We start from the raw sequence: 17,697 nt of genomic DNA, 5'->3' as shown, positions 1-17,697 counted from the left end.
TAGCTGGATGAATGCCTACACGGCAGGGCGGCCATTTTAGGCAGTTAGCCGGGGCAGGGAAAGGGCCTGGGCCCAATTGCTCCGAAAAAGGGGCGAGAGGAGCGGGGAAAACATCAGCCCGGCAGGGGCCGGGCTGATTGTGATTGTGCGCCTCCTTCCCTCAGGGCAGCTTGACCACCGCCTCCCCCGTCACGGCGAGGGCGCCGCCTTGGGTGAAGATGCGGGTGGCCAGGGTGGCGATGGGTTTGTCATCTCGCAGGGCAATCACCTCCACCTCCGCCGTCACCTCGTCCCCGACGAACACCGGCAGCTTGAAGCTGAGGCTCTGGCCCAGGTAGATGCTCCCTTTCCCGGGCAACTGTTGCCCCAGCAGCCCGGAAAACAGGCTGGCCAGCAACATGCCGTGGACGATGGGGCGCTCGAACGCCGTGGTGGCGGCGAAGGCCGGATCCAGGTGCAGGGGGTTGAAGTCCTCCGAGAGGGCGGCGAACGCCTCGACCTCCGCCGCGCCGAACCGCTTGGTCAGACGGGCCTTCTGGCCCATTTCCAGAGACTGCATGCTCATGCCGGTTCCTCCTCTGTGGCGCGGGCAAACACCGGATTGAGCCGCGCCTTGACGTAGTGGCCGGGGGCGGGGGCCAGCCCCTGCTCCGGGACCCGCGCGGGGACAGGTTCAGCCCCCTCGTCACGGCTCTGGATAAAGCCCATCATCTCGGGCCACCAGGAGCCGCTCTGGTGGGTCGCCCCCGCCAGCCAGCTCTCCGGGCTCTCGGCCGCGGCCCCGTTTTGCCAGAAGCCGTACTTGTTGGCCCCCGGCGGGTTGATGATGCCGGCGATGTGGCCCGATTCCGCCAGCAGGAAGCGCCGCTCGCCGCCAAACAGCGTCATGCCCTGCCAGGTGCCCTGCCAGAGGGCGATATGATCGTCCACCGCCGACACCAGCAGCACAGGGGTCTTCACCTTGGCCAGATCGATGCGGGTGTGGCGGATCTTGAGCTCCCCCTTCACCAGCTGGTTCTCCAGGTAGAGGCGGCGCAGCAGGCTGTTGTGGGTCTTGCCCGCCACATTGGTGCTGTCGCTGTTCCAGTGCAGCAGATCGAAGGCCACCGGGCTCTGGCCCTTGAGGTAGCTGTCGATGTAGTAGTTCCAGTAGAGGCTGTTCTCCCGCAGCAGGCTGAAGGAGACCGCCAGCTGGCGCCCGTCCATGATGCCCTTGGCCTCATTTTGCGCCTCGAGCGCCGCTATGATGGGCTCGTGGATGAAGATGCCAAGCTCCCCGGGCTGGGAGAAGTCCAGCAGGGTGGTGAACAGGGTGGCGCTGCGCAGCCGCTGCTTCTGGCGCCGCGCCGCCAGCCAGCCCATGGCGAGTGACAATGCGGTGCCGCCGATGCAGTAGCCGATGCCGTGCACCTCCCGCTCGCCGGTGGCCGCCTCCACGCCGTCCAGGGCGGCGATGACGCCGTCCACCACGTAGTCGTCGAGATCGATGTCGGCCTGCTCTACCCCAGGGTTGCGCCAGGAGATCATGAACACCGTCTGGCCCTGGGCGACCAGCCAGGCCACCAGGGAGTTCTGGGGCCGCATGTCCATGATGTAGTACTTGTTGATGAAGGGGGGCACGATCAGTACCGGTGTCTTGGCCACCGTCTCCGTGCTCGGGCTGTACTGGATGAGCTCAAAGAGCTCGGTGCGCTGCACCACCCGGCCCGGGGTGGTCGCCAGATCCCGGCCGAGCTCGAAGGCGGACTCGTCGGTCAGGCGGATGTTGAGCTGATCGGCGCTGCGCTCCAGATCCTCGGCCAGCAGCGCCAGCCCCCGCACCAGGTTCTGGCCATCGGACTCCAGGGTCAGCTTGAGCAGCTCAGGGTTGGTGGCCAGGAAGTTGCTGGGGGCCATGGCGTTGACGTACTGGCGGGTAAAGAAACGCAGCCGCTCCCGACTCTTCTGGGGGACGCCGTCCAGGGCATCCACCGAGGCCAGCAGGTGCCGCGCGGTGAGCAGATAGGACTGCTTGAGGTAGTCATAGATGGGTTGCTCGTTCCAGGCCTCGGCCTTGAAGCGGCGATCGCCGCGCTCCGGGACTATCACGGGTTCGCTCGGCTGGCCTGCGCTCTTGAGCAGGGTGTGCTGCATCAGCTTGAGCTGATCCTGCCACCAGTTCATCTGAGACTGGATCAGTTGCCAGGGTTGCTGGCTGCCTTGCTCCAGCACCTGGCCCAGATCGTCCAGATTGGTCTGCAGCAGCGCCTGGGCGGTGCGCTCGGTTTGGGCCTTGGCCATGGCCAGCAGCTTGTCGTTGTAGTGGGCCAGGGCCTCGAACAGCGGGCCGTAAGATGGTTGGCTCATGTGTTCTCCTTCACCCACACCCGGGGCGGACGTTCGCCCGCTCCGTCGAGTCGTGGGGAGATGTGGCTGCCCGAGCGGGCAGCCAGGGGTGATCAGGCCTTGCCCGTGCTCTTCTTGACGGCCTCTGCGGCCAGGGTGTCCAGCTCTTCCTTGAACTGCTGGCCGAGGGCGCTGAGTTGCTGGATGTCGTCCAGCATCTGGCGGGAGAGCTGGCTGGCGCTCTCCAGCTGCACAGTGCCGAGGGCCGCCAGGCTCTGGGCATCCTGCACCTTGCCGACGGCCTGCAACTGGTTGAGGCCCAGTTCGGCGTAAGCGTTGGCGGAGGCCAGCTGCAACCGGGTCAGCTGCTCGATATTGCTGGCCAGCAGCTGGTTGTAGCGGGTGAGGGGGGCGGCGAAGCCTTGCATCTGCTCGGTAAAGCTCTTGAGGATATCCATGTTCATATGCGTCTCCATGTTGGCGGAACTGTGTGGTTGCGAGCCTGGGCTCTTTGTCGGGTACCGCTAGTCATCCCTGTACGCGTGTCATCGGCAATGTTCAAACGCGCGTTTGAGCATTCTGCAACCAAATGCGGTTTGGTGTAAATGACATAAATGTTAATTTCTGTTTGAATTTTTCCGCCGGGGAAGAGGCCGGAGGGCCGAGAGGGACGGTAGGTGACGCACCGGACTCTGGGTGCCCTCGTCTCCCGATCCGCGCACTGGTAGGCTGGATCCTCACAGACCGTTCAAGGAGTCCCCCGATGAAACCTCTCGCCCTGCTGCTCGGTTGCAGCGCGCTGGCCCTGGCCGGTGCCGCCCACGCCAGCACCCCTGTCCAGATCTCCCTGCCCGGGGTCAACCTGCCCGCCTCCCAGCAGGTGGAGGGGGCGCGCGCCTCCCTGCTCTACGGGCGTACCGCCTCGGTCAAGGGGATAGATCTGCCGGTGTTCGCCCTGTCGGACGTCAACAGCTTCACCGGCCTGCAGCTGGGGATCTTCTTTGGCGCGGGCCGGGTGCGTGACCAGTTCCAAGGGGTTGCCATCAACGCCGTCAACTGGCACGACGGCCAGGACAGGGGGGTGAACCTGGGTTTCGTCAACCTGACCAACAACGTACAGGGGCTCAACTGGGGGGCGGTCAACATCGCCCGGGGCAATGCCCTGGCCAACGTCGGCTTCGTCAACTATGCCGAGCGCACCACCTTCCAGCTGGGCTTCATCAATGCCACCAAGCACCTGGATGGCCTGCAGATAGGCCTGGCCAACTACGCCGAGAACGGCATCTTCCCCATACTGCCCCTCATCAACTTCAAGAAATCCTTCTGACCCAGGGCCGCCAGCCCTTTATGGAGGGCGCCCCCTTGCTTTACCCTGTGTCCTCGATCCATTTGGCAAATCACCCGGCGCCGGCCGGGTGAGCAGAAAGAGGCGAACATGCGTCACGACAAGGGGGCAGGATCTGCCTGGGGGGAGTGGGATGCCATCGGCATCGGCTGGGACGTGCGGGGCTGGCAGGGCAATGCCCAGGCGGTGGCGCTGGTGGCCTGGCGCCGGGGGGAGCAGGGGGTACACTGGCTCGGGGTCTCGCCCCTGTTTCGACTGAGCTCGCGGGCGGCGCCGGATCGTTACGCCCTGCTGATGCCCCTGCTCAAGGAGAAGGGGCGCTGCGACGCCCTGCTGGCGCATCCTCGCCTCGCCATCGGCATCGATGCGCCTCTCGCCTTTCCCCGCGCCTTCTGCGCCCTGCTGGCGGGGCAGGGGGAGGCGGTGCCCGTGCCCGAGCGGGAGATAGACAACCCCTACGCCTATCGCGACTGCGAACGCTGGCTCCATGGGCGTTATGGCAAGAAGCCGCTCTCGGCGAGCTTCGACAGGCTCGGCAACAACGCCAGCCTGGCGCTGGTGATGGGGGCGGCCCTGGCCCCTCTGGTGCGGGTGCCCCAGCAGGCCCCGGCCGCCGCACGGGCCTTGCTGGAGGTCTATCCGGCCCTCGCCAAGCAGGGGGGCAGGGGAACGAGCGCCCGCCCCGCCATCGGGGCCCTGCTGCCTGCCGATCTGCAACCGGGCACGGATCCCTACGATGCCGCCCTGTGCGCCCTGATGGCGCTGCAATATGCCGCCGACGGGGCGGTCGGCGCCCTGCCTCCCCTGCAGGCCCCTCCGGCCGACTTCCCCCGGGACGAGGGCTGGATCTACCACTTCGCGCCCTGACCGGCTAACCCGACCGCCCCTTGCTACTGGCTGAGGATTTCTGGCTAAGCTGGATAGACTCAAACGATCTGCAGGATGGCATCATGACAGTGATACAGGGGTTGCTGGAGGGAATTATCGATGGGGTCTGGATCCTGGTGTTACCGCTATTGGGGATGGGGGGCATTGTCGCCACTCTCTGGCTCTGGTTGAAGCGCCGAGATCGGACGGTCAAGCTCCCCATCGATCGAGATGCCCTGTTACGGCTGCCGGGCTATGGCTTGCAGCTGCAGATATCAGATCGACAGATGGATGTGATCGGCTATCTGCTGCTGGCGGTGTTGATCACCACGGCGCCGTTTGCCGGTGTGGGGGCCAAGGCGTTGTTGACCAGAGAGACGCCCCCTTATTTTATCCTGCTGGCGATCTTGCTTTGTCTGCTCAGCTGTTGTCTGAAAGCCTGGAAAAATTTGCAGCAGCTGAATCGCTATCGGCTCGGTTATGTCGCCGAACTGGCAACCGCCGCCGAGTTGCTGCGTTTGCAGGGGCAGGGTTACCAGGTCTTTCATGACATCCAGGGCGAAGGCTTCAATATTGACCATCTGGTGGTGGGCGCCAACGGTGTATTCGCCATCGAAACCAAGGGGCGCCACAAGTGGCTGAGGGATGCCAGACAGCGTGGCAAGAATCACGAAATAGTGTTTCGGGATGGGCGATTGCAGTTTCCATCCTGGTATGAAACCGAGCCACTGATCCAGGCCGAGCGCCAAGCCTGCTGGGTGCATCAATGGCTGAGCAAGGCGGTCGGTGCGGCCATTCCAGTTACTCCTGTGCTGGTATTCCCTGGCTGGTACATCAAGCTGCAATCCCAGCCGCCCTTTCCTGTCATCAATCACAAGCAGTTGGCCACCACCTTGCCGAGGCTGGGCGTCTTGCAGTTCTCGCAAGAGCAGATCAATGCGCTCAGCTATCAGATCGCCCAACGCAGCATGCAAGGCCCGCTTTAGCCCTCAATTCAGCCGCCGGGGGTCGGTCATTTTCCGTGAGCAGGGCGCGCTCTTCACCACCCGTGGCTCATTCGCTGCCTCGACATGCGCCTTAGTCAGCGGTTTGCCCGGGTCTTGGTTCATCAGCACAGGGTCAAAACCATGTAGATATGCCATCAAACAAGAATGGCCAACAACAATGCCACACCCGGTGGCCGCGGTGAAACGGCGCACTGGCAAGCCAGGCGTGACGCACGGGGCAGCTAGCGGCGCCACAGACCGCTAGGACGAGAGCGTCCGCTTGGCAGCGGTGAGGTGCGTGATGTTGCGACCATCACGGGGTATCAAGGGCGTCGCTGTGGCAAGCCAAGGGGATCGGAAGAGGGGAGTGCAAAACAAAAATCCCGCACGAGGCGGGATCCGGAAGAAGATGGTGCGTCCTAGTGGATTCGAACCACCGACCCCCACCATGTCAAGGTGGTGCTCTAACCAGCTGAGCTAAGGACGCATCTTTTCAAAATGTGGTGGGTTTAATTGGATTCGAACCAACGACCCCTACCATGTCAAGGTAGTGCTCTAACCAACTGAGCTATAAACCCACGGCTGCTGTCGCAGCAATATGGTGCGTCCTAGTGGATTCGAACCACCGACCCCCACCATGTCAAGGTGGTGCTCTAACCAGCTGAGCTAAGGACGCGAAAACTGTGTGCTGATGGTGCGTCCTAGTGGATTCGAACCACCGACCCCCACCATGTCAAGGTGGTGCTCTAACCAGCTGAGCTAAGGACGCATCGCATATCAGAAAGTGGTGGGTTTAATTGGATTCGAACCAACGACCCCTACCATGTCAAGGTAGTGCTCTAACCAACTGAGCTATAAACCCACTCGATGAATTGAATTCGAACCGACGACACAATCTTCACCATGCCAAGGTCATGCTCTGACCAACCGAGCGACAAACCCACTTCACCACGCCAGCACTGCTGACGTGGTCGGCATACTACCCATGGCCCCCAAGGCTGTCAACAAGGGACATGCACAAAGGAGACTGTTTGCCCAGTTCTTGCGCAGCCTGTTGATTTTGCAGGCGTGACGGCTCAAAAGCTGCTCTGTGACCCTGGCCGTCAGGGGGCTGACTGGCGGGCGGCGCAGGCGGCCAGGATCCGCTGCCAGCCATGGGCGTGGCGCAGGCTGGCGGCGCGAAATGCCAGCCAGGCCTGGCTCTGCAGGCCCAGACCATAGCGCTGGCGCCAGGGGGAGAGGGCGGGTTGGGGGGTCAATGGGGTCAACAGGCGCTCAAGCAGGGGGGCGGTGGCGCGAAACTGGCGATCCAGCCCGGTGAGCCAGGGCTGGATCGCCCCGCCATAGTAGTGGCCAAGGGCGCCGCGCAGCCGCGCCACCCGGTTCGGGTCTGTGGCCGGGCAGGCGTCATCCAGGCTGGCTTGTTCTATCTGTTGCGCGCTCTGATTGAGGCGGGCCGTGGCGAGCTCGAGGGAGTAGAGCAGGCGCGCCAGCCCCCGATCCCGGTAGAGGCTCTCCAGGGCCGGGGTCAGGGGCGGCAGGGATGGCAGCGCCTTGCTCGACCGCGGCGCCTCGGCCGCCAGCACCCCGTCTCGCCACTGCAGCAGGGTGAGCAGGGCCTGCCGGGTCTCGACCAGGCTGGCATCAGGCGCCAGGGGCGCCGGGCGGGGGGAGAGGGCGCGGCGCAGCTCCTGGCTGCTCACCAGGGCATTCCAGAACCTGGCCCTGAGCACGGCGCGCTTTTGCCGGGCAAGATCCGCGAGCCAGAGTCGGGTCTGCGGGTCTTCGCTGTGGCAGGCATCGAGCCGCTGGATCAGCTGCCACTCGTAATCGAGGCGGCTGAAGTGGTCGGCGCTGCGGCCCAGGGGGCTGTTGCGCTTGGCCACCAGGGCGCCGAGGCCGCAGCGGTTGAGGGTCAGCATGTCGAGCAGACCGACCCGCAGGTCCGGGATCGCCAGTTGCAGGTCCCGCTGGGGCGGGAAGGGGATGGGGGTGACGGGCACGGCGGCGGGGGGGGGGGGGGGGCCCCCCCGCGGGGCCCCCACCCGGGTCTGATAGGTATCAAACTGCGACTGGGGCCCGGGCTCGCAGCCGGCGAGCAGGGTGGTCGCCAGCACCATGGCCAGGGCAGCCCCTCTGTCTGCCATCCGCGCTCTCCTTGCTGGCGCTGCCTGCGCCCGGGTCAATGGATCGCCCGCCCCCTCAGCGGGTGGCGAAGCGGCCGTAGATCACCCTGAGTCTGGCACCCAGCATCAGGGCGGCGCCGGTCAGGCCGACGATGAAGCCGATCCAGAAGCCCTGGGGCCCCATGCGGGGCACAATCCAGTCGGTCAATCCCAGGATCATGCCGCTTGGCAGCCCCAGCCCCCAGTAGGCGACGATGGTGATGTAGAAGATGGCCTGGGTGTCCTTGTAGCCGCGCAGGGCGGCGGCGGCCACCACCTGCACCGAATCGGAGATCTGGTAGATGGCGGCAAAGAACAGCAAGATGGCCGCGAGGGTGATCACCTGGAGATCATCGGTGTAGATGGCGGCGATCTGCTCGCGCAGCAGCACGGTCAGGGCGGCGGTGCCCGCGGCGACCGCGATGCCCAGCATCAGGCCGGTGCGGGCCGCGACCCTGGCGTGATCAGGCAAGCCTTCCCCAATGCTGTGGCCGACACGTATGGTCACGCCGACACCAATGGACAGCGGCAGCATGAATACCAGGCTGGAGAAGTTCAGGGCTATCTGGTGGCTCGCCACCGTTTCTGCCCCAAACGGCGCCAGCATCAGGGCCACCACGGTAAACAGGGTCACCTCGCAGAAGATGGCCATGGCGATGGGAAACCCCAGGCGAAACAGGCGCCAGATCCGGCTGCCGTTGGGGCGGGCAAGCTGGCTGAACAGCCTGATCTCCTTGAAGTGGGTGGAGACCTTCACATAGAGGATCATCGCCAGCAGCATGGCCCAGAGCACGATGGCGGTGGCCACGCCGCAGCCGACGCCACCGAGCTTGGGCATGCCGAAGTGGCCATGGATGAAGATGTAGTTCGCCGGGATATTGACCGCCAGCCCCACGAAGCCAATCACCATGGTGGGCATGGTGTGGGAGAGCCCCTCGCTGAAGTTGCGCAGCACCTGGAACAGCACGAAGGCGGGCAGGCCCCACAGGATGGCATGCAGGTAGCCGGCGGTCTTGTCCGCCATCACCGGATCCACGTCCATGAACTGCAGCGCCAGCGGGCTGACATAGAGGGCTCCCATGGCGATGGGGGTCACCATCAGCGCCAGCCAGAAGCCCTGGTGCACCGCCGGGCGCACCTGGTCCCGTTTGCGGGCCCCGTTGAGCTGGGAGACGATGGGGGTGAGCGCCATGATGATCCCCTGTACCAGCAGGATCACCGGCAGCCAGAAGCTGGAAGCGACCGACACGGCGGCGAGATCGACCGCGCTGACCTGACCGGCCATCACGGTATCGACGAAGTTCATCGCGATCTGTGCGACTTGCGCCACCAGGATAGGGCTGGCAAGACGAATGAGTTGCCTCGCCTCGGTCCAATAACGTTGCACTGACACCTCCGGTGGGAACAGCCAGGGTTGGCATGATGACATGGATAATAGAGAAGATCGGTGCACCAGAACGGGGCACCGAGGGAGTCATTCTAGCCGCAATGGCCAGACAAACGAAATGATAGCGTGCGACTTGCCCCCCAATGGGGTTGCTTATCCCCTGATCTCGCTGTCCTCGTGGTCGCTGATCAAGAGATTGGCGGCGGCGTAGGCGGCCTGCTCGCGCAGCTCGCTGGGTACCCGCTCGTCCCGGGCCACCGCATCGAGGGCCCTTATGCTGGCGGCGATGGCCTGGGGCACATAGCCCTGCTCCCCGGAGCCAATCTGGTTGTAGGCGATGCGAATGGCTTCACAGCATTGATATACCTGCATTTTTGTTTCCTCGTTAAGCCAGGATGGAATGGGGTCACTATAACGATCGGGGCCCCCCTTGTCAGCCAGCATGCTTGTCTTGGTCGATGGTGGGGGTTAACCTGCCGACAATTTTGTAACAGCGTGGAGACGAGACATGTTCACCGGCATAGTACAGGGGACCGCCGAACTGGTGGCCATCGAAGATCTGCCCAACTTTCGCACCCATGTGATCCGCATGCCGAGCCCGGCCTGGGGCGAGGGGCTGGCGCTTGGCGCCTCCGTGGCCCACAACGGCTGCTGCCTCACCGTCACCCGGGTGGAGGGGGATCTGGTCAGCTTCGATCTGATGCAGGAGACCCTGCGCCTGACCAACCTCGGCGCGCTTGCGGTCGGGGACAAGGTCAACGTGGAGCGGGCCGCCCGCTTTGGCGACGAGATTGGCGGTCACGCCATGTCCGGCCACATCATGGGCACGGCCGAGGTCATCTCGGTCATCGACACCCCCAACAACCGCCAGGTGTGGTATCGCCTCGCTCCTGAGCTCATGAAATACGTGCTGACCAAGGGCTACATCGGCATCGACGGCATCAGCCTCACCGTGGGCGAGGTGCGTGGCAACGAGTTTTGCGTCAACCTGATCCCCGAGACCCTGGCCCGCACCAACCTGGGCTGGGTCAAGGCGGGCTGGCAGACCAACATCGAGATCGATCCCCAGACCCAGGCCATCGTCGACACCGTGGAGCGGGTGCTGGCGGCGCGCCAGTAACCACCTGAGCGCCGCCCCCCGGTACGAAGAGGAGGGCGGCATCAAGGAGAAGCGCCCTCTTGTGGAAGAGACACCGCCTTTGAGCCTTGGAGACTTGCCCATGTTTGTCGTGACATTGACCTATGTGAAACCGCTGGCGGAGATTGACGCCCTGATCCCTGCCCACATCGCGTGGCTGGAGCGGCAGTATGCCGCAGGCCATTTTCTGGCGTCCGGGCGTCGGGTACCCCGGGTCGGGGGCGTCATACTGGCGCAGGGCGTGAGCCGTGACGCCCTGGAGGCGGTGCTGGCAGAGGATCCCTTCCAGCAGGCAGGGGCGGCCGATTATCAGGTGGTGGAGTTTGTTCCGACCATGACGTCGGCGGATGGGGCCTGCTTGAGGGAGGGCTGACCCAAGCTGACGATGGCACCAAAACAAGCGGGACCCACTGGGTCCCGCTTGTTTTTGCTCTGTGTCTGGACAGGGCGATTCAGAACATCTGCTCGTCGTCGGCATCCACGAAGAGTTGCAGGCAGTCGCGCACCTCGTCCCGGTGCAGGCGCAGGTGGATGGGGTTGCAACAGGCCATGCAGTCCTCGTAAAACTCCTGATCCCCCTGGCTGGCATCCAGCTCGACCCGGGTGTGGTGGCCGCAGTGGGGGCAGACGATTCGCTTGCTGATGTAGTCGATCATGGTGACCTCCCGAAGGCCAAGGGTGCATGGCCATATCCCAGAGTCTAGCCAGTGTGGCGTCACCATACCGGGAGCCAGCGCACCTTTGCGCAGAGTATGGGCAGACAAGGGGGTCGGGACTCGCATCAGGGCGTGACCTGTGGGCAGGCTCTTTCGGCGAGCGCACCTATGGTCGGCGATGGCGAGGTGCGCAACGCCCACCAGGGCCGGGCGCATGGGAAGGATCCGCGCCTGCTTGTTATTTGACCCAGCCGGCCAGCATGTCCGCATCCAGGTTGGCGAGCGAACGCAGCTGGTGATCGGCGATGGCGAGACGGGGATCGCCGACCAGGGCCGGATCCGGCACGATCAGCGCCTGCATGGAGGCCGCCTTGGCCGCCAGCAGGCCGGTGAAGCTGTCCTCGATGGCGAGACAGTGCACAGGCTCGACCCCCAGCTTCTCGGCGGCGTGGATATAGACATCCGGGTGGGGCTTGCCAAAGCGCTCCACCTCGGCGGAGTGGACCGCCATGAAGCGATCCTGGATGCCGAGCTTGCCGAGCACCGCTTCGACCATGGTGAAGGGGGAGGAGGTGGCCAGGCCAATCTTGAGGCCACGGGCCTCGATGAGGTCGAGGGCCTCCAGCACCCCGGCCTTGGCCTGACCCTCTTGCAGGATGAGGGCTATCACCTGATCCAGGATGCGCTGTACCACCTCTTGCTGGCTGGGACCGCTCCAGGGACGCAGGCGATACCAGTGTGCCACCAGCTGATCGATGCGCACCCCTATGGTGGAGTTGCAATCTTCCTCAGTGTGGAAGTGGCCCAGCTCTGCGAAGACGGCCATCTGGGCCCGTTGCCAGAAGGGTTCCGAGTCGATCAGAACACCATCCATATCGAAGATCACGGCAGTTAACATCTTGTACTCCTGACATAGGTGAAGGGGGGATTATAAGGCCGGCGCCTCAATGTAAAAGGGGCAGTCACCTGCCCCTTGCGCCGGATCACGCGGATAAACGTTTGTTTTCGCGTGCTAAAGCGGATTGCCTAGAAGAGTACCTCGACCCGGGCGGCGACCGTCTTGGCCTGCTCCACGGCTTCCTGGCAATCCTGCCCGCGGGCCAGGGCGACCCCGAGGCGACGGCGACCGGCGATCTCGGGCTTGCCAAAGAGGCGCAACTGGGCACCCGGCACCAGGGCCAGCGCCTCGCCAATCCCCTGATAGCGGATATCCTGGCTGTGGCCATCGCGCAGCACCACGGCAGAGGCGCTCGGGCCGTACTGGGTGATGGTGCCGACCGGCAGACCCAGGATGGCGCGCACGTGCAGGGCGAACTCGGAGAGATCCTGGGAGATCAGGGTCACCATGCCGGTGTCGTGGGGGCGGGGGGAGACTTCGCTGAACCACACCTCGTCGCCCCGGATGAAGAGCTCCACACCGAACAGGCCATGGCCACCGAGGGCCTCGACCACCTTGGCCGCCACCTCCTTGGCGCGGGCCAGGGCCAGCTCGCTCATGGCCTGGGGCTGCCAGGATTCGCGGTAGTCGCCATCCTCCTGGCGATGGCCGATAGGCTGGCAGAAGTGGATGCCGTCCACGGCGCGCACCGTGAGCAGGGTGATCTCGTACTCGAAGGGGACGAAGCCTTCGACGATCACCTTGCCACGACCGGCGCGGCCCCCCTCCTGGGCATAGGTCCAGCTCTCATCCAGTTTGGCGAGGTCGCGCAGCAGGCTCTGCCCCTTGCCCGACGAGCTCATCACGGGTTTGACCACGCAGGGCAGGCCGATGGCCTCGACGGCGGCGACAAACTCCTCCTTGCTCTGGGCGAAGCGGTAGGTAGAGGTGGGCAGCCCCAGGGTTTCGGCGGCGAGGCGACGGATCCCTTCGCGGTTCATGGTGAGCTGGGTGGCGCGGGCATTGGGCACCACCCTGACCCCTTCCTGCTCAAGCTCTGCCAGGGTGTCGGTGGCGATGGCCTCAATCTCGGGGATGATGAGGTCGGGTTTGACCTCGGCCACCAGGGCGCGCAGGGCGGCGCCATCGAGCATGTCCAGCACGCGGGCCTGGTGGGCCACCTGCATGGCGGGGGCATGGGGGTAGCGGTCGGCGGCGATCACCTCGATACCGAGCCGCTGCAGCTCGATGGCGACTTCCTTGCCGAGTTCGCCTGAGCCCAGCAGCAGGGCACGGGTGGCAGCGGGGCGGGTGGCGGTTCCAAACATCTGATCTCTCCTGAGGTCGGTGGTCAGCAGGGCTGATCCGGGTGAGCAAAAAAAGAGGCACGCATGGCGTACCTCAGGAAGCGGGTTGGTGGGCGCGCTGCTCAAGATGAGTGAGCAGGGTGATGGCGCCGATGATGATGGCGGCTCCCAGCCACAATCGGCCGGGAGGCGCCCAGCCAAATACCAGCCAGCCGGCCAGCACGTTCATGGGCAGCTTGGCAAAATCGAAAGGTTGCACGAAGGAGGCCTCCGCCACGCTGTAGGCGCGGGCGATGGACATCTGGGCCAGGGCCGACAGCACGCCGGAGGCGGCCACCAGCAGCCACTGGGTTTCGCTTGGCCACTGCCATTCGGGCAGGGCCAGCATGGCGTTGAAGGGGGTGCTGAAGATGAGCAGGTAGACCACTATGGTGTGGGACGACTCGCTCGCCGCCTGATAGCGCACCAGCAGGGAGTAGCCTGCCCAGAACAGGGCGGCCGCCACTGGCAGCAGGGAGGCCCAGCTGAAATCATCGGTCCAGGGGGCCAGGATCAGCATGGCGCCGACAAACCCCGTCAGGGTGGCCAGGATGCGCGCCCGGCTCACCTGCTCCTTGAGCAGCAGGGCCGACCCCAGGGTGGCAAACAGGGGGGAGGTCATCAAGAGCGCTATCCCCTGCCAGATGGGGACGGGCACCGCCAGGGCCCAGAGCCAGAACTGGATGCCGACCACCGCCAGGGCGACCCGCAGCAGGTGCAGCCGCAGCTGGTTCGTCATCAGTGACTGGCGCAGGCCGTGGCGAAGGAGCCAGGGCAGCAGGCAGACCAGGGCGATCAGATATTGGTGAAAGGCGACCTGGGTCGAGGGGAGGCCGAGCTTGAAGCTGACATACTGGCTCAGGCTGTTGACGGCGGCGAAGCAGAGGCCTGCCACCATCATCCAGACGGCGCCGGCAAAGGGGGAGTGCCTGCGGGAGGAGGTCATGGGATCCGGATCACGAACAAAAAGTGCGGCGGATCATAACGGCAATCGTTTGTTCTGCCAAGGATCAGGTCTTTGATGACTCCCTTGGTTGGCGAGCAGAGAGCCAAACATCAAAATATTTGAACAACTTGAGCATCTATTTTCGCTATCAGGCCTCAAACGCAGTGTTTATAGTGACCTCCATCGACAGCCCAGCTGTTCAACTAACAAGCAAATGGAGTGTACCATGGCCAATATCCTCGTTCTGAAGTCCAGCATCCTGGGTCAATATTCCCAATCCAACGCCCTGATCGACGGCTACCTGGCCGAGCGTCAGGGGGACAGCGTCACGGTACGTGACCTGGCGACCCTGAACCTGCCGGTGCTGGACGGCGAGCTGGCCATGGGCCTGCGCGGCGGCGAGAACCTCAATGAGCGTCAGCTGGCTGTGCTGGCCCAGTCCGACGAACTGATCGCCGAGCTCAAGGGGAGCGATCTGGTGATCATCGCGGCCCCCATGTACAACTTCAACATCCCGACCCAGCTGAAGAACTGGATCGACCTGATTGCCCGCGCCGGCGTCACCTTCCGCTACACCGAGACCGGCCCGGTCGGTCTGGTGGACAGCACCCGCGCCCTGGTGGTCAGCCCCCGTGGCGGCCTGCATCTGGGCAACCCCACCGATCTGGTGACCCCCTACATGCGCACCGTGCTCGGCTTCATCGGCATCAAGGAGGTGGACTTCATCTACGCCGAGGGGATGGGCATGGGTCCGGATGCCCAGGCCAAGGGGATCGAAGCGGCCAAATCCCAGCTCGAGGCCCTGGCTTACTGAGCCGCCAGCGCACCGCTCCCATGACGAAAACGCAGCCTTCTGGCTGCGTTTTTTTGTCTGCATGGTGTGGACGTCTGAACGGGGCGGGCTGGCCGCGGGCTACTCCAGGATGAAGCGGCGGCAGCCTCCCACCACCAGCAGGAGCACCACGGCCAGGGAGCCGATGAGCAGCAGGCTGAGCCACTGCTCCGTGCTGTCGGGGAGTATGGGGGTAAACAGGCTGATCATCAGCAGGGCGCAAAGGGTGATCAGGCTGGCCTGTCGGGTCGGGATCATGGGGTACCTCCTTGTGGGACAGGGGTGAGGTTAATCGCCGCAGATGACAGTTTGATGCTTCCGTGCATCGAGCCGCATGGCGCCGGGTCGGGCATGGCCTCCAATAGGCCTGCCCACGAGACGCTTCATCCTAGCAGTTTTTTCGCGCCAGGATCCGCGCCTGTTCAGGGCTGTGATCCCGATCGCCCTTCGGGGCGGGCTGGCGCGCGCGCGCGAGCAAGGGGCGTTGTCAGCGGAACTGCCTCTGCTGGGGCTGATAGTGAAAATCGCCGCTGGCCAGGCGGGCCTCGAGGGCGCCCCTGTCGATCTCTTGGGCCCGGCAGAGATCGTCCAGATCATGGTAGTGATCCCGCAGCTGCATGTTGACCAGGCTCAGCAGCATGTTGACATCCATGGTGTCGAAGCGTTGCAGATTCATGGTTGTTGCTCCTGGTCGAGTTTGTGCAGCTGCTCCATGGCTTCGCTCACGCTCTGCAGATGCTGGCGTATGCTTTGGCGCGCCTCGCTTGGCAGATAGTCGGTCAGGGTATGCTGCCAGCTGCTCGCCTCGCTCTTGAGCTGGGCGAACAGGGCCTCGCCCTGCTCGGTGAGGGAGACCAGGCTGACCCGCTTGTCCTGCTCACTGCTCTGGGCCTGGAGTATGCCTTTCTCGCTGAGACGATGGATCTCCCGGGAGATGCGCACCTTGTCCATGCCGCTCGCCTCCACCAGCTCCTTCTGGCTGATGGGGTAGTTGGGCCCCAGCACCATCATCAGGCGCCATTGGGGCACGGTCAGCTGATAGCGGGCCTGATAGAACTGCTCGAAGGTCTCCCGCACCATCTCGGCGGCGTGCACCAGCTGATAGGGGGGGTAGTGCGCAAGCAGACCGATGAGTTTTTGCATATGAACTCCTGCTGTTGTCCTGCATCGGATGCAGTTTCTCTTGATACTTTGCTCTGATGATACGTAACTCAAGACGCTTTGTCTGAACAAGGGCCCGAAAAATGTGCACTGGCGCACGACTGCGCAGGCCCGCCTCCCGAGTGAGCGTCTCAAACGGGGATCTTCCTCTGTCAGGTTAGCTCCCTCTCCCGACCATGGCGGGTATCGCCATTCATCCCTTGCGCCACCAGGCTCGTCAGCGCTTGCGCAGCCAGAGCAGGGCCCCCTCGGCGAGCCAGGCGGCGCGCCCCTGCAGGGCATAGCTGGCGGCCTCGCCCCGGCTGCCGCTCTGCCAGTAGTCGGGGGCCTGCCTTGGCAGCTTGCGCTGGCCGAGCAGGTAGGCCGGGACATGGGCATTGCAGGCCAGGGCCGCCGCGAGGGCCGGCCCGGCCTCTTCAGCCCCCTGGCGGACAAATTGCAGCAGGGCGCGGCTGTAGAGCAGGGCGCAGGAGGCTTCGTCGAAGCGGGCGAGGAGCGCCTCGAGGGCATCCCACTCCCGGCAGATGGCGTAGAGGCTGGCCAGGGGATAGCGGCAACCCGGCTCATCCTGGCGGCACAGGGTGAGCAGCGCCTCGTACTCGCGGCGGGCCTGGGGCAGTTGTCCCAGCTCGAACAGGGCATCGGCGCGCCCCGCCCTGGCCGCGAGCAGGGGACGGGCCTCGCCGGCGCTCCAGCCATGGCCATCCAGCCCTTGCCAGAAGGGGGCATCGAACAGCGGCTCGGCATCCTGGATGATGCGCTCGAACCAGACCAGCCGCTCCCCCGGGCTGCGACTGGCGTTGGCCTGCTCGAACCAGCCCCGCCAGCGGGCGGCCTGCTCGCTCTCCTGCTCTTGGGGCGCCTCCCCGGGCGGCGTCCAGCCCTCGATCCGCAGCAGGTCATTGAGCGCCCCCTTCATCTGCTGGCGCTGGCGCTTGCAAAAATCGAAGAAGGGCAGCTCGCTCGCCGACGCCTGATGCAGTATGCGCGCCAGGGGCAAGTCCCGAAACAGGCAGAGCTCGGCGGCCAGGCGCAGGCGGCGCTGGGTAAGGGGATCGTTCAAATCCTTCGGCTTGGGCCAGCAGGCCAGTCCCAGGCTGAAACCGTGGCTCCACTGGCCCAGGGGGTGGTGAATGTCGAACACCTGCTCGGGTTGCTCGTTCGGGAGACGGCACTGGCTCGGCAGGGCCAGCCGGGCCTCGTCGGCCTGGGCTTCCAGTTCGGCGATCAGGTGGTGCAGCGCCTGTGCGCTGCGCTCGTCAAGCGCGGGATCCCGGGACAGCAGGCCGGCCAGGGGAGCCTGCCGCCAGTCGGGGTCATCCGGCCCCACCAGCCTGGCGCAGAGGAAGCCGTGCAGGGCCGGGTAGCTGAGCGCCTCGCCACTGTGTTGCTGCAACCAGAGATTGAGTTGGCGGGTGCGGTTGGCTGGGTTCATCACGGCTCCTCTGACGATGGCGAAAGGGCCCGCTGGGCTGCGCGCCTGGGGCCGGTTGCGAGTGAAAATAGCGGCGCAGTCTAACCAAAAAGAGGGGGAAATGCAGCAAGTGCCAGGCTAACGGTCGCCATGTTCGGCAATCTGGCGGCGATACTCATGACGACCCCGGGAACCTGGAGGGTGTCGCCGGCGAGGCAAGAAAGGCGCCCTGGCGCCGCAAGAGACTAGGCC

Annotated in this window: 20 protein-coding genes and 5 tRNA genes; 6 read left to right on the top strand and 19 right to left on the bottom strand. The window is 64.7% G+C overall.

Annotation, left to right across the window (positions count from 1 at the left end):
• Positions 1 to 160 precede the first annotated feature (160 nt).
• From ACW5W4_RS09030 to ACW5W4_RS09020, 3 genes are all read right to left on the bottom strand, one after another.
• Positions 161 to 565, bottom strand: a complete 405-nt coding sequence (locus tag ACW5W4_RS09030; protein ID WP_456689154.1) for a MaoC family dehydratase — start codon at positions 563 to 565, stop codon at positions 161 to 163.
• Entirely contained in the window at positions 562 to 2,346 is a 1,785-nt protein-coding gene (locus ACW5W4_RS09025) for a class I poly(R)-hydroxyalkanoic acid synthase (RefSeq protein WP_456689153.1), read from the bottom strand. Before ACW5W4_RS09025 ends, ACW5W4_RS09030 begins: the two co-directional genes overlap by 4 nt.
• Positions 2,347 to 2,438: 92 nt before the next feature.
• Complete coding sequence (locus ACW5W4_RS09020; RefSeq protein WP_456689152.1) at positions 2,439 to 2,789, bottom strand: phasin family protein; 351 nt, start codon at positions 2,787 to 2,789, stop codon at positions 2,439 to 2,441.
• 299 nt (positions 2,790 to 3,088) lie between these two features.
• Here ACW5W4_RS09020 and ACW5W4_RS09015 point away from each other — a divergent pair, with 299 nt between their 5' ends.
• The 3 genes from ACW5W4_RS09015 to ACW5W4_RS09005 all read left to right on the top strand — a co-directional run bounded on the left by ACW5W4_RS09015 (position 3,089) and on the right by ACW5W4_RS09005 (position 5,523).
• Entirely contained in the window at positions 3,089 to 3,652 is a 564-nt protein-coding gene (locus tag ACW5W4_RS09015; protein WP_456689151.1) for a VC2662 family protein, read from the top strand.
• 108 nt (positions 3,653 to 3,760) lie between these two features.
• Positions 3,761 to 4,537 (top strand): DUF429 domain-containing protein, encoded by a 777-nt coding sequence (locus ACW5W4_RS09010; RefSeq protein WP_456689150.1) that lies wholly within the window; start codon positions 3,761 to 3,763, stop codon positions 4,535 to 4,537.
• An 83-nt stretch (positions 4,538 to 4,620) separates the two neighbouring features.
• Entirely contained in the window at positions 4,621 to 5,523 is a 903-nt protein-coding gene (locus tag ACW5W4_RS09005) for a nuclease-related domain-containing protein (protein ID WP_456689149.1), read from the top strand.
• Positions 5,524 to 5,933: 410 nt separating this feature from the next.
• Here ACW5W4_RS09005 and ACW5W4_RS09000 read toward each other — a convergent pair.
• The 8 genes from ACW5W4_RS09000 to ACW5W4_RS08965 form a co-directional block, all read right to left on the bottom strand.
• Positions 5,934 to 6,010: transfer RNA gene (locus tag ACW5W4_RS09000), tRNA-Val, on the bottom strand.
• A 14-nt stretch (positions 6,011 to 6,024) separates the two neighbouring features.
• A tRNA-Val gene (locus tag ACW5W4_RS08995) sits at positions 6,025 to 6,101 on the bottom strand.
• Between the two features lie 21 nt (positions 6,102 to 6,122).
• Positions 6,123 to 6,199 (bottom strand) — tRNA-Val (locus ACW5W4_RS08990).
• A gap of 16 nt (positions 6,200 to 6,215) precedes the next feature.
• Positions 6,216 to 6,292 (bottom strand) — tRNA-Val (locus ACW5W4_RS08985).
• A gap of 16 nt (positions 6,293 to 6,308) precedes the next feature.
• Positions 6,309 to 6,385: transfer RNA gene (locus ACW5W4_RS08980), tRNA-Val, on the bottom strand.
• A gap of 241 nt (positions 6,386 to 6,626) precedes the next feature.
• The gene (locus ACW5W4_RS08975) at positions 6,627 to 7,670 is read right to left on the bottom strand and encodes a DUF3080 family protein (protein WP_456689148.1); all 1,044 of its coding nucleotides are present in this window, start codon (positions 7,668 to 7,670) and stop codon (positions 6,627 to 6,629) included.
• Between the two features lie 55 nt (positions 7,671 to 7,725).
• On the bottom strand, positions 7,726 to 9,075 hold the full coding sequence (locus tag ACW5W4_RS08970) for an MATE family efflux transporter (RefSeq protein ID WP_456689147.1): 1,350 nt from the start codon (positions 9,073 to 9,075) through the stop codon (positions 7,726 to 7,728).
• A 153-nt stretch (positions 9,076 to 9,228) separates the two neighbouring features.
• Entirely contained in the window at positions 9,229 to 9,447 is a 219-nt protein-coding gene (locus ACW5W4_RS08965; RefSeq protein ID WP_408795596.1) for a YaeP family protein, read from the bottom strand.
• Positions 9,448 to 9,583: 136 nt separating this feature from the next.
• On the opposite strand from ACW5W4_RS08965, the gene ribE2 reads away from it, so the two are divergent.
• Both ribE2 and ACW5W4_RS08955 read left to right on the top strand, forming a co-directional pair.
• On the top strand, positions 9,584 to 10,195 hold the full coding sequence (ribE2, locus tag ACW5W4_RS08960) for a riboflavin synthase E2 (protein ID WP_456689146.1): 612 nt from the start codon (positions 9,584 to 9,586) through the stop codon (positions 10,193 to 10,195).
• A gap of 100 nt (positions 10,196 to 10,295) precedes the next feature.
• On the top strand, positions 10,296 to 10,586 hold the full coding sequence (locus ACW5W4_RS08955; protein WP_456689145.1) for a YciI family protein: 291 nt from the start codon (positions 10,296 to 10,298) through the stop codon (positions 10,584 to 10,586).
• A 79-nt stretch (positions 10,587 to 10,665) separates the two neighbouring features.
• Here the strand turns inward: ACW5W4_RS08955 and ACW5W4_RS08950 are convergent, their stop codons facing one another.
• From ACW5W4_RS08950 to ACW5W4_RS08935, 4 genes are all read right to left on the bottom strand, one after another.
• Positions 10,666 to 10,869 (bottom strand): CPXCG motif-containing cysteine-rich protein, encoded by a 204-nt coding sequence (locus tag ACW5W4_RS08950; protein ID WP_041998580.1) that lies wholly within the window; start codon positions 10,867 to 10,869, stop codon positions 10,666 to 10,668.
• A gap of 238 nt (positions 10,870 to 11,107) precedes the next feature.
• The gene (hxpB, locus tag ACW5W4_RS08945; protein ID WP_456689144.1) at positions 11,108 to 11,767 is read right to left on the bottom strand and encodes a hexitol phosphatase HxpB; all 660 of its coding nucleotides are present in this window, start codon (positions 11,765 to 11,767) and stop codon (positions 11,108 to 11,110) included.
• 128 nt (positions 11,768 to 11,895) lie between these two features.
• Positions 11,896 to 13,074, bottom strand: coding sequence for a formate-dependent phosphoribosylglycinamide formyltransferase (purT, locus tag ACW5W4_RS08940; protein WP_456689143.1), 1,179 nt, complete (start codon positions 13,072 to 13,074; stop codon positions 11,896 to 11,898).
• 73 nt (positions 13,075 to 13,147) lie between these two features.
• Positions 13,148 to 14,038: a DMT family transporter gene (locus ACW5W4_RS08935; RefSeq protein ID WP_456689142.1), complete on the bottom strand. Its 891-nt coding sequence runs from the start codon at positions 14,036 to 14,038 to the stop codon at positions 13,148 to 13,150.
• Between the two features lie 226 nt (positions 14,039 to 14,264).
• Between ACW5W4_RS08935 and ACW5W4_RS08930 the strand changes: the two genes are divergently transcribed.
• A complete protein-coding gene (locus ACW5W4_RS08930) occupies positions 14,265 to 14,852 on the top strand; it encodes an FMN-dependent NADH-azoreductase (RefSeq protein ID WP_456689141.1) in 588 nt (195 codons plus the stop codon).
• A 99-nt stretch (positions 14,853 to 14,951) separates the two neighbouring features.
• Here the strand turns inward: ACW5W4_RS08930 and ACW5W4_RS08925 are convergent, their stop codons facing one another.
• The 4 genes from ACW5W4_RS08925 to ACW5W4_RS08910 form a co-directional block, all read right to left on the bottom strand.
• The gene (locus tag ACW5W4_RS08925) at positions 14,952 to 15,128 is read right to left on the bottom strand and encodes a hypothetical protein (RefSeq protein ID WP_084205461.1); all 177 of its coding nucleotides are present in this window, start codon (positions 15,126 to 15,128) and stop codon (positions 14,952 to 14,954) included.
• A gap of 229 nt (positions 15,129 to 15,357) precedes the next feature.
• Positions 15,358 to 15,546: a DUF4250 domain-containing protein gene (locus tag ACW5W4_RS08920; RefSeq protein WP_456689140.1), complete on the bottom strand. Its 189-nt coding sequence runs from the start codon at positions 15,544 to 15,546 to the stop codon at positions 15,358 to 15,360.
• Entirely contained in the window at positions 15,543 to 16,013 is a 471-nt protein-coding gene (locus tag ACW5W4_RS08915) for a MarR family winged helix-turn-helix transcriptional regulator (protein WP_041998563.1), read from the bottom strand. Before ACW5W4_RS08915 ends, ACW5W4_RS08920 begins: the two co-directional genes overlap by 4 nt.
• A 235-nt stretch (positions 16,014 to 16,248) precedes the next feature.
• On the bottom strand, positions 16,249 to 17,466 hold the full coding sequence (locus ACW5W4_RS08910) for a UPF0149 family protein (RefSeq protein WP_456689139.1): 1,218 nt from the start codon (positions 17,464 to 17,466) through the stop codon (positions 16,249 to 16,251).
• Positions 17,467 to 17,697 lie beyond the last annotated feature (231 nt).

This window comes from Aeromonas crassostreae (assembly GCF_054052445.1).
Note: the sequence above shows the minus strand (reverse complement) of the source record. Positions and strands in the feature narration are given on the sequence as shown.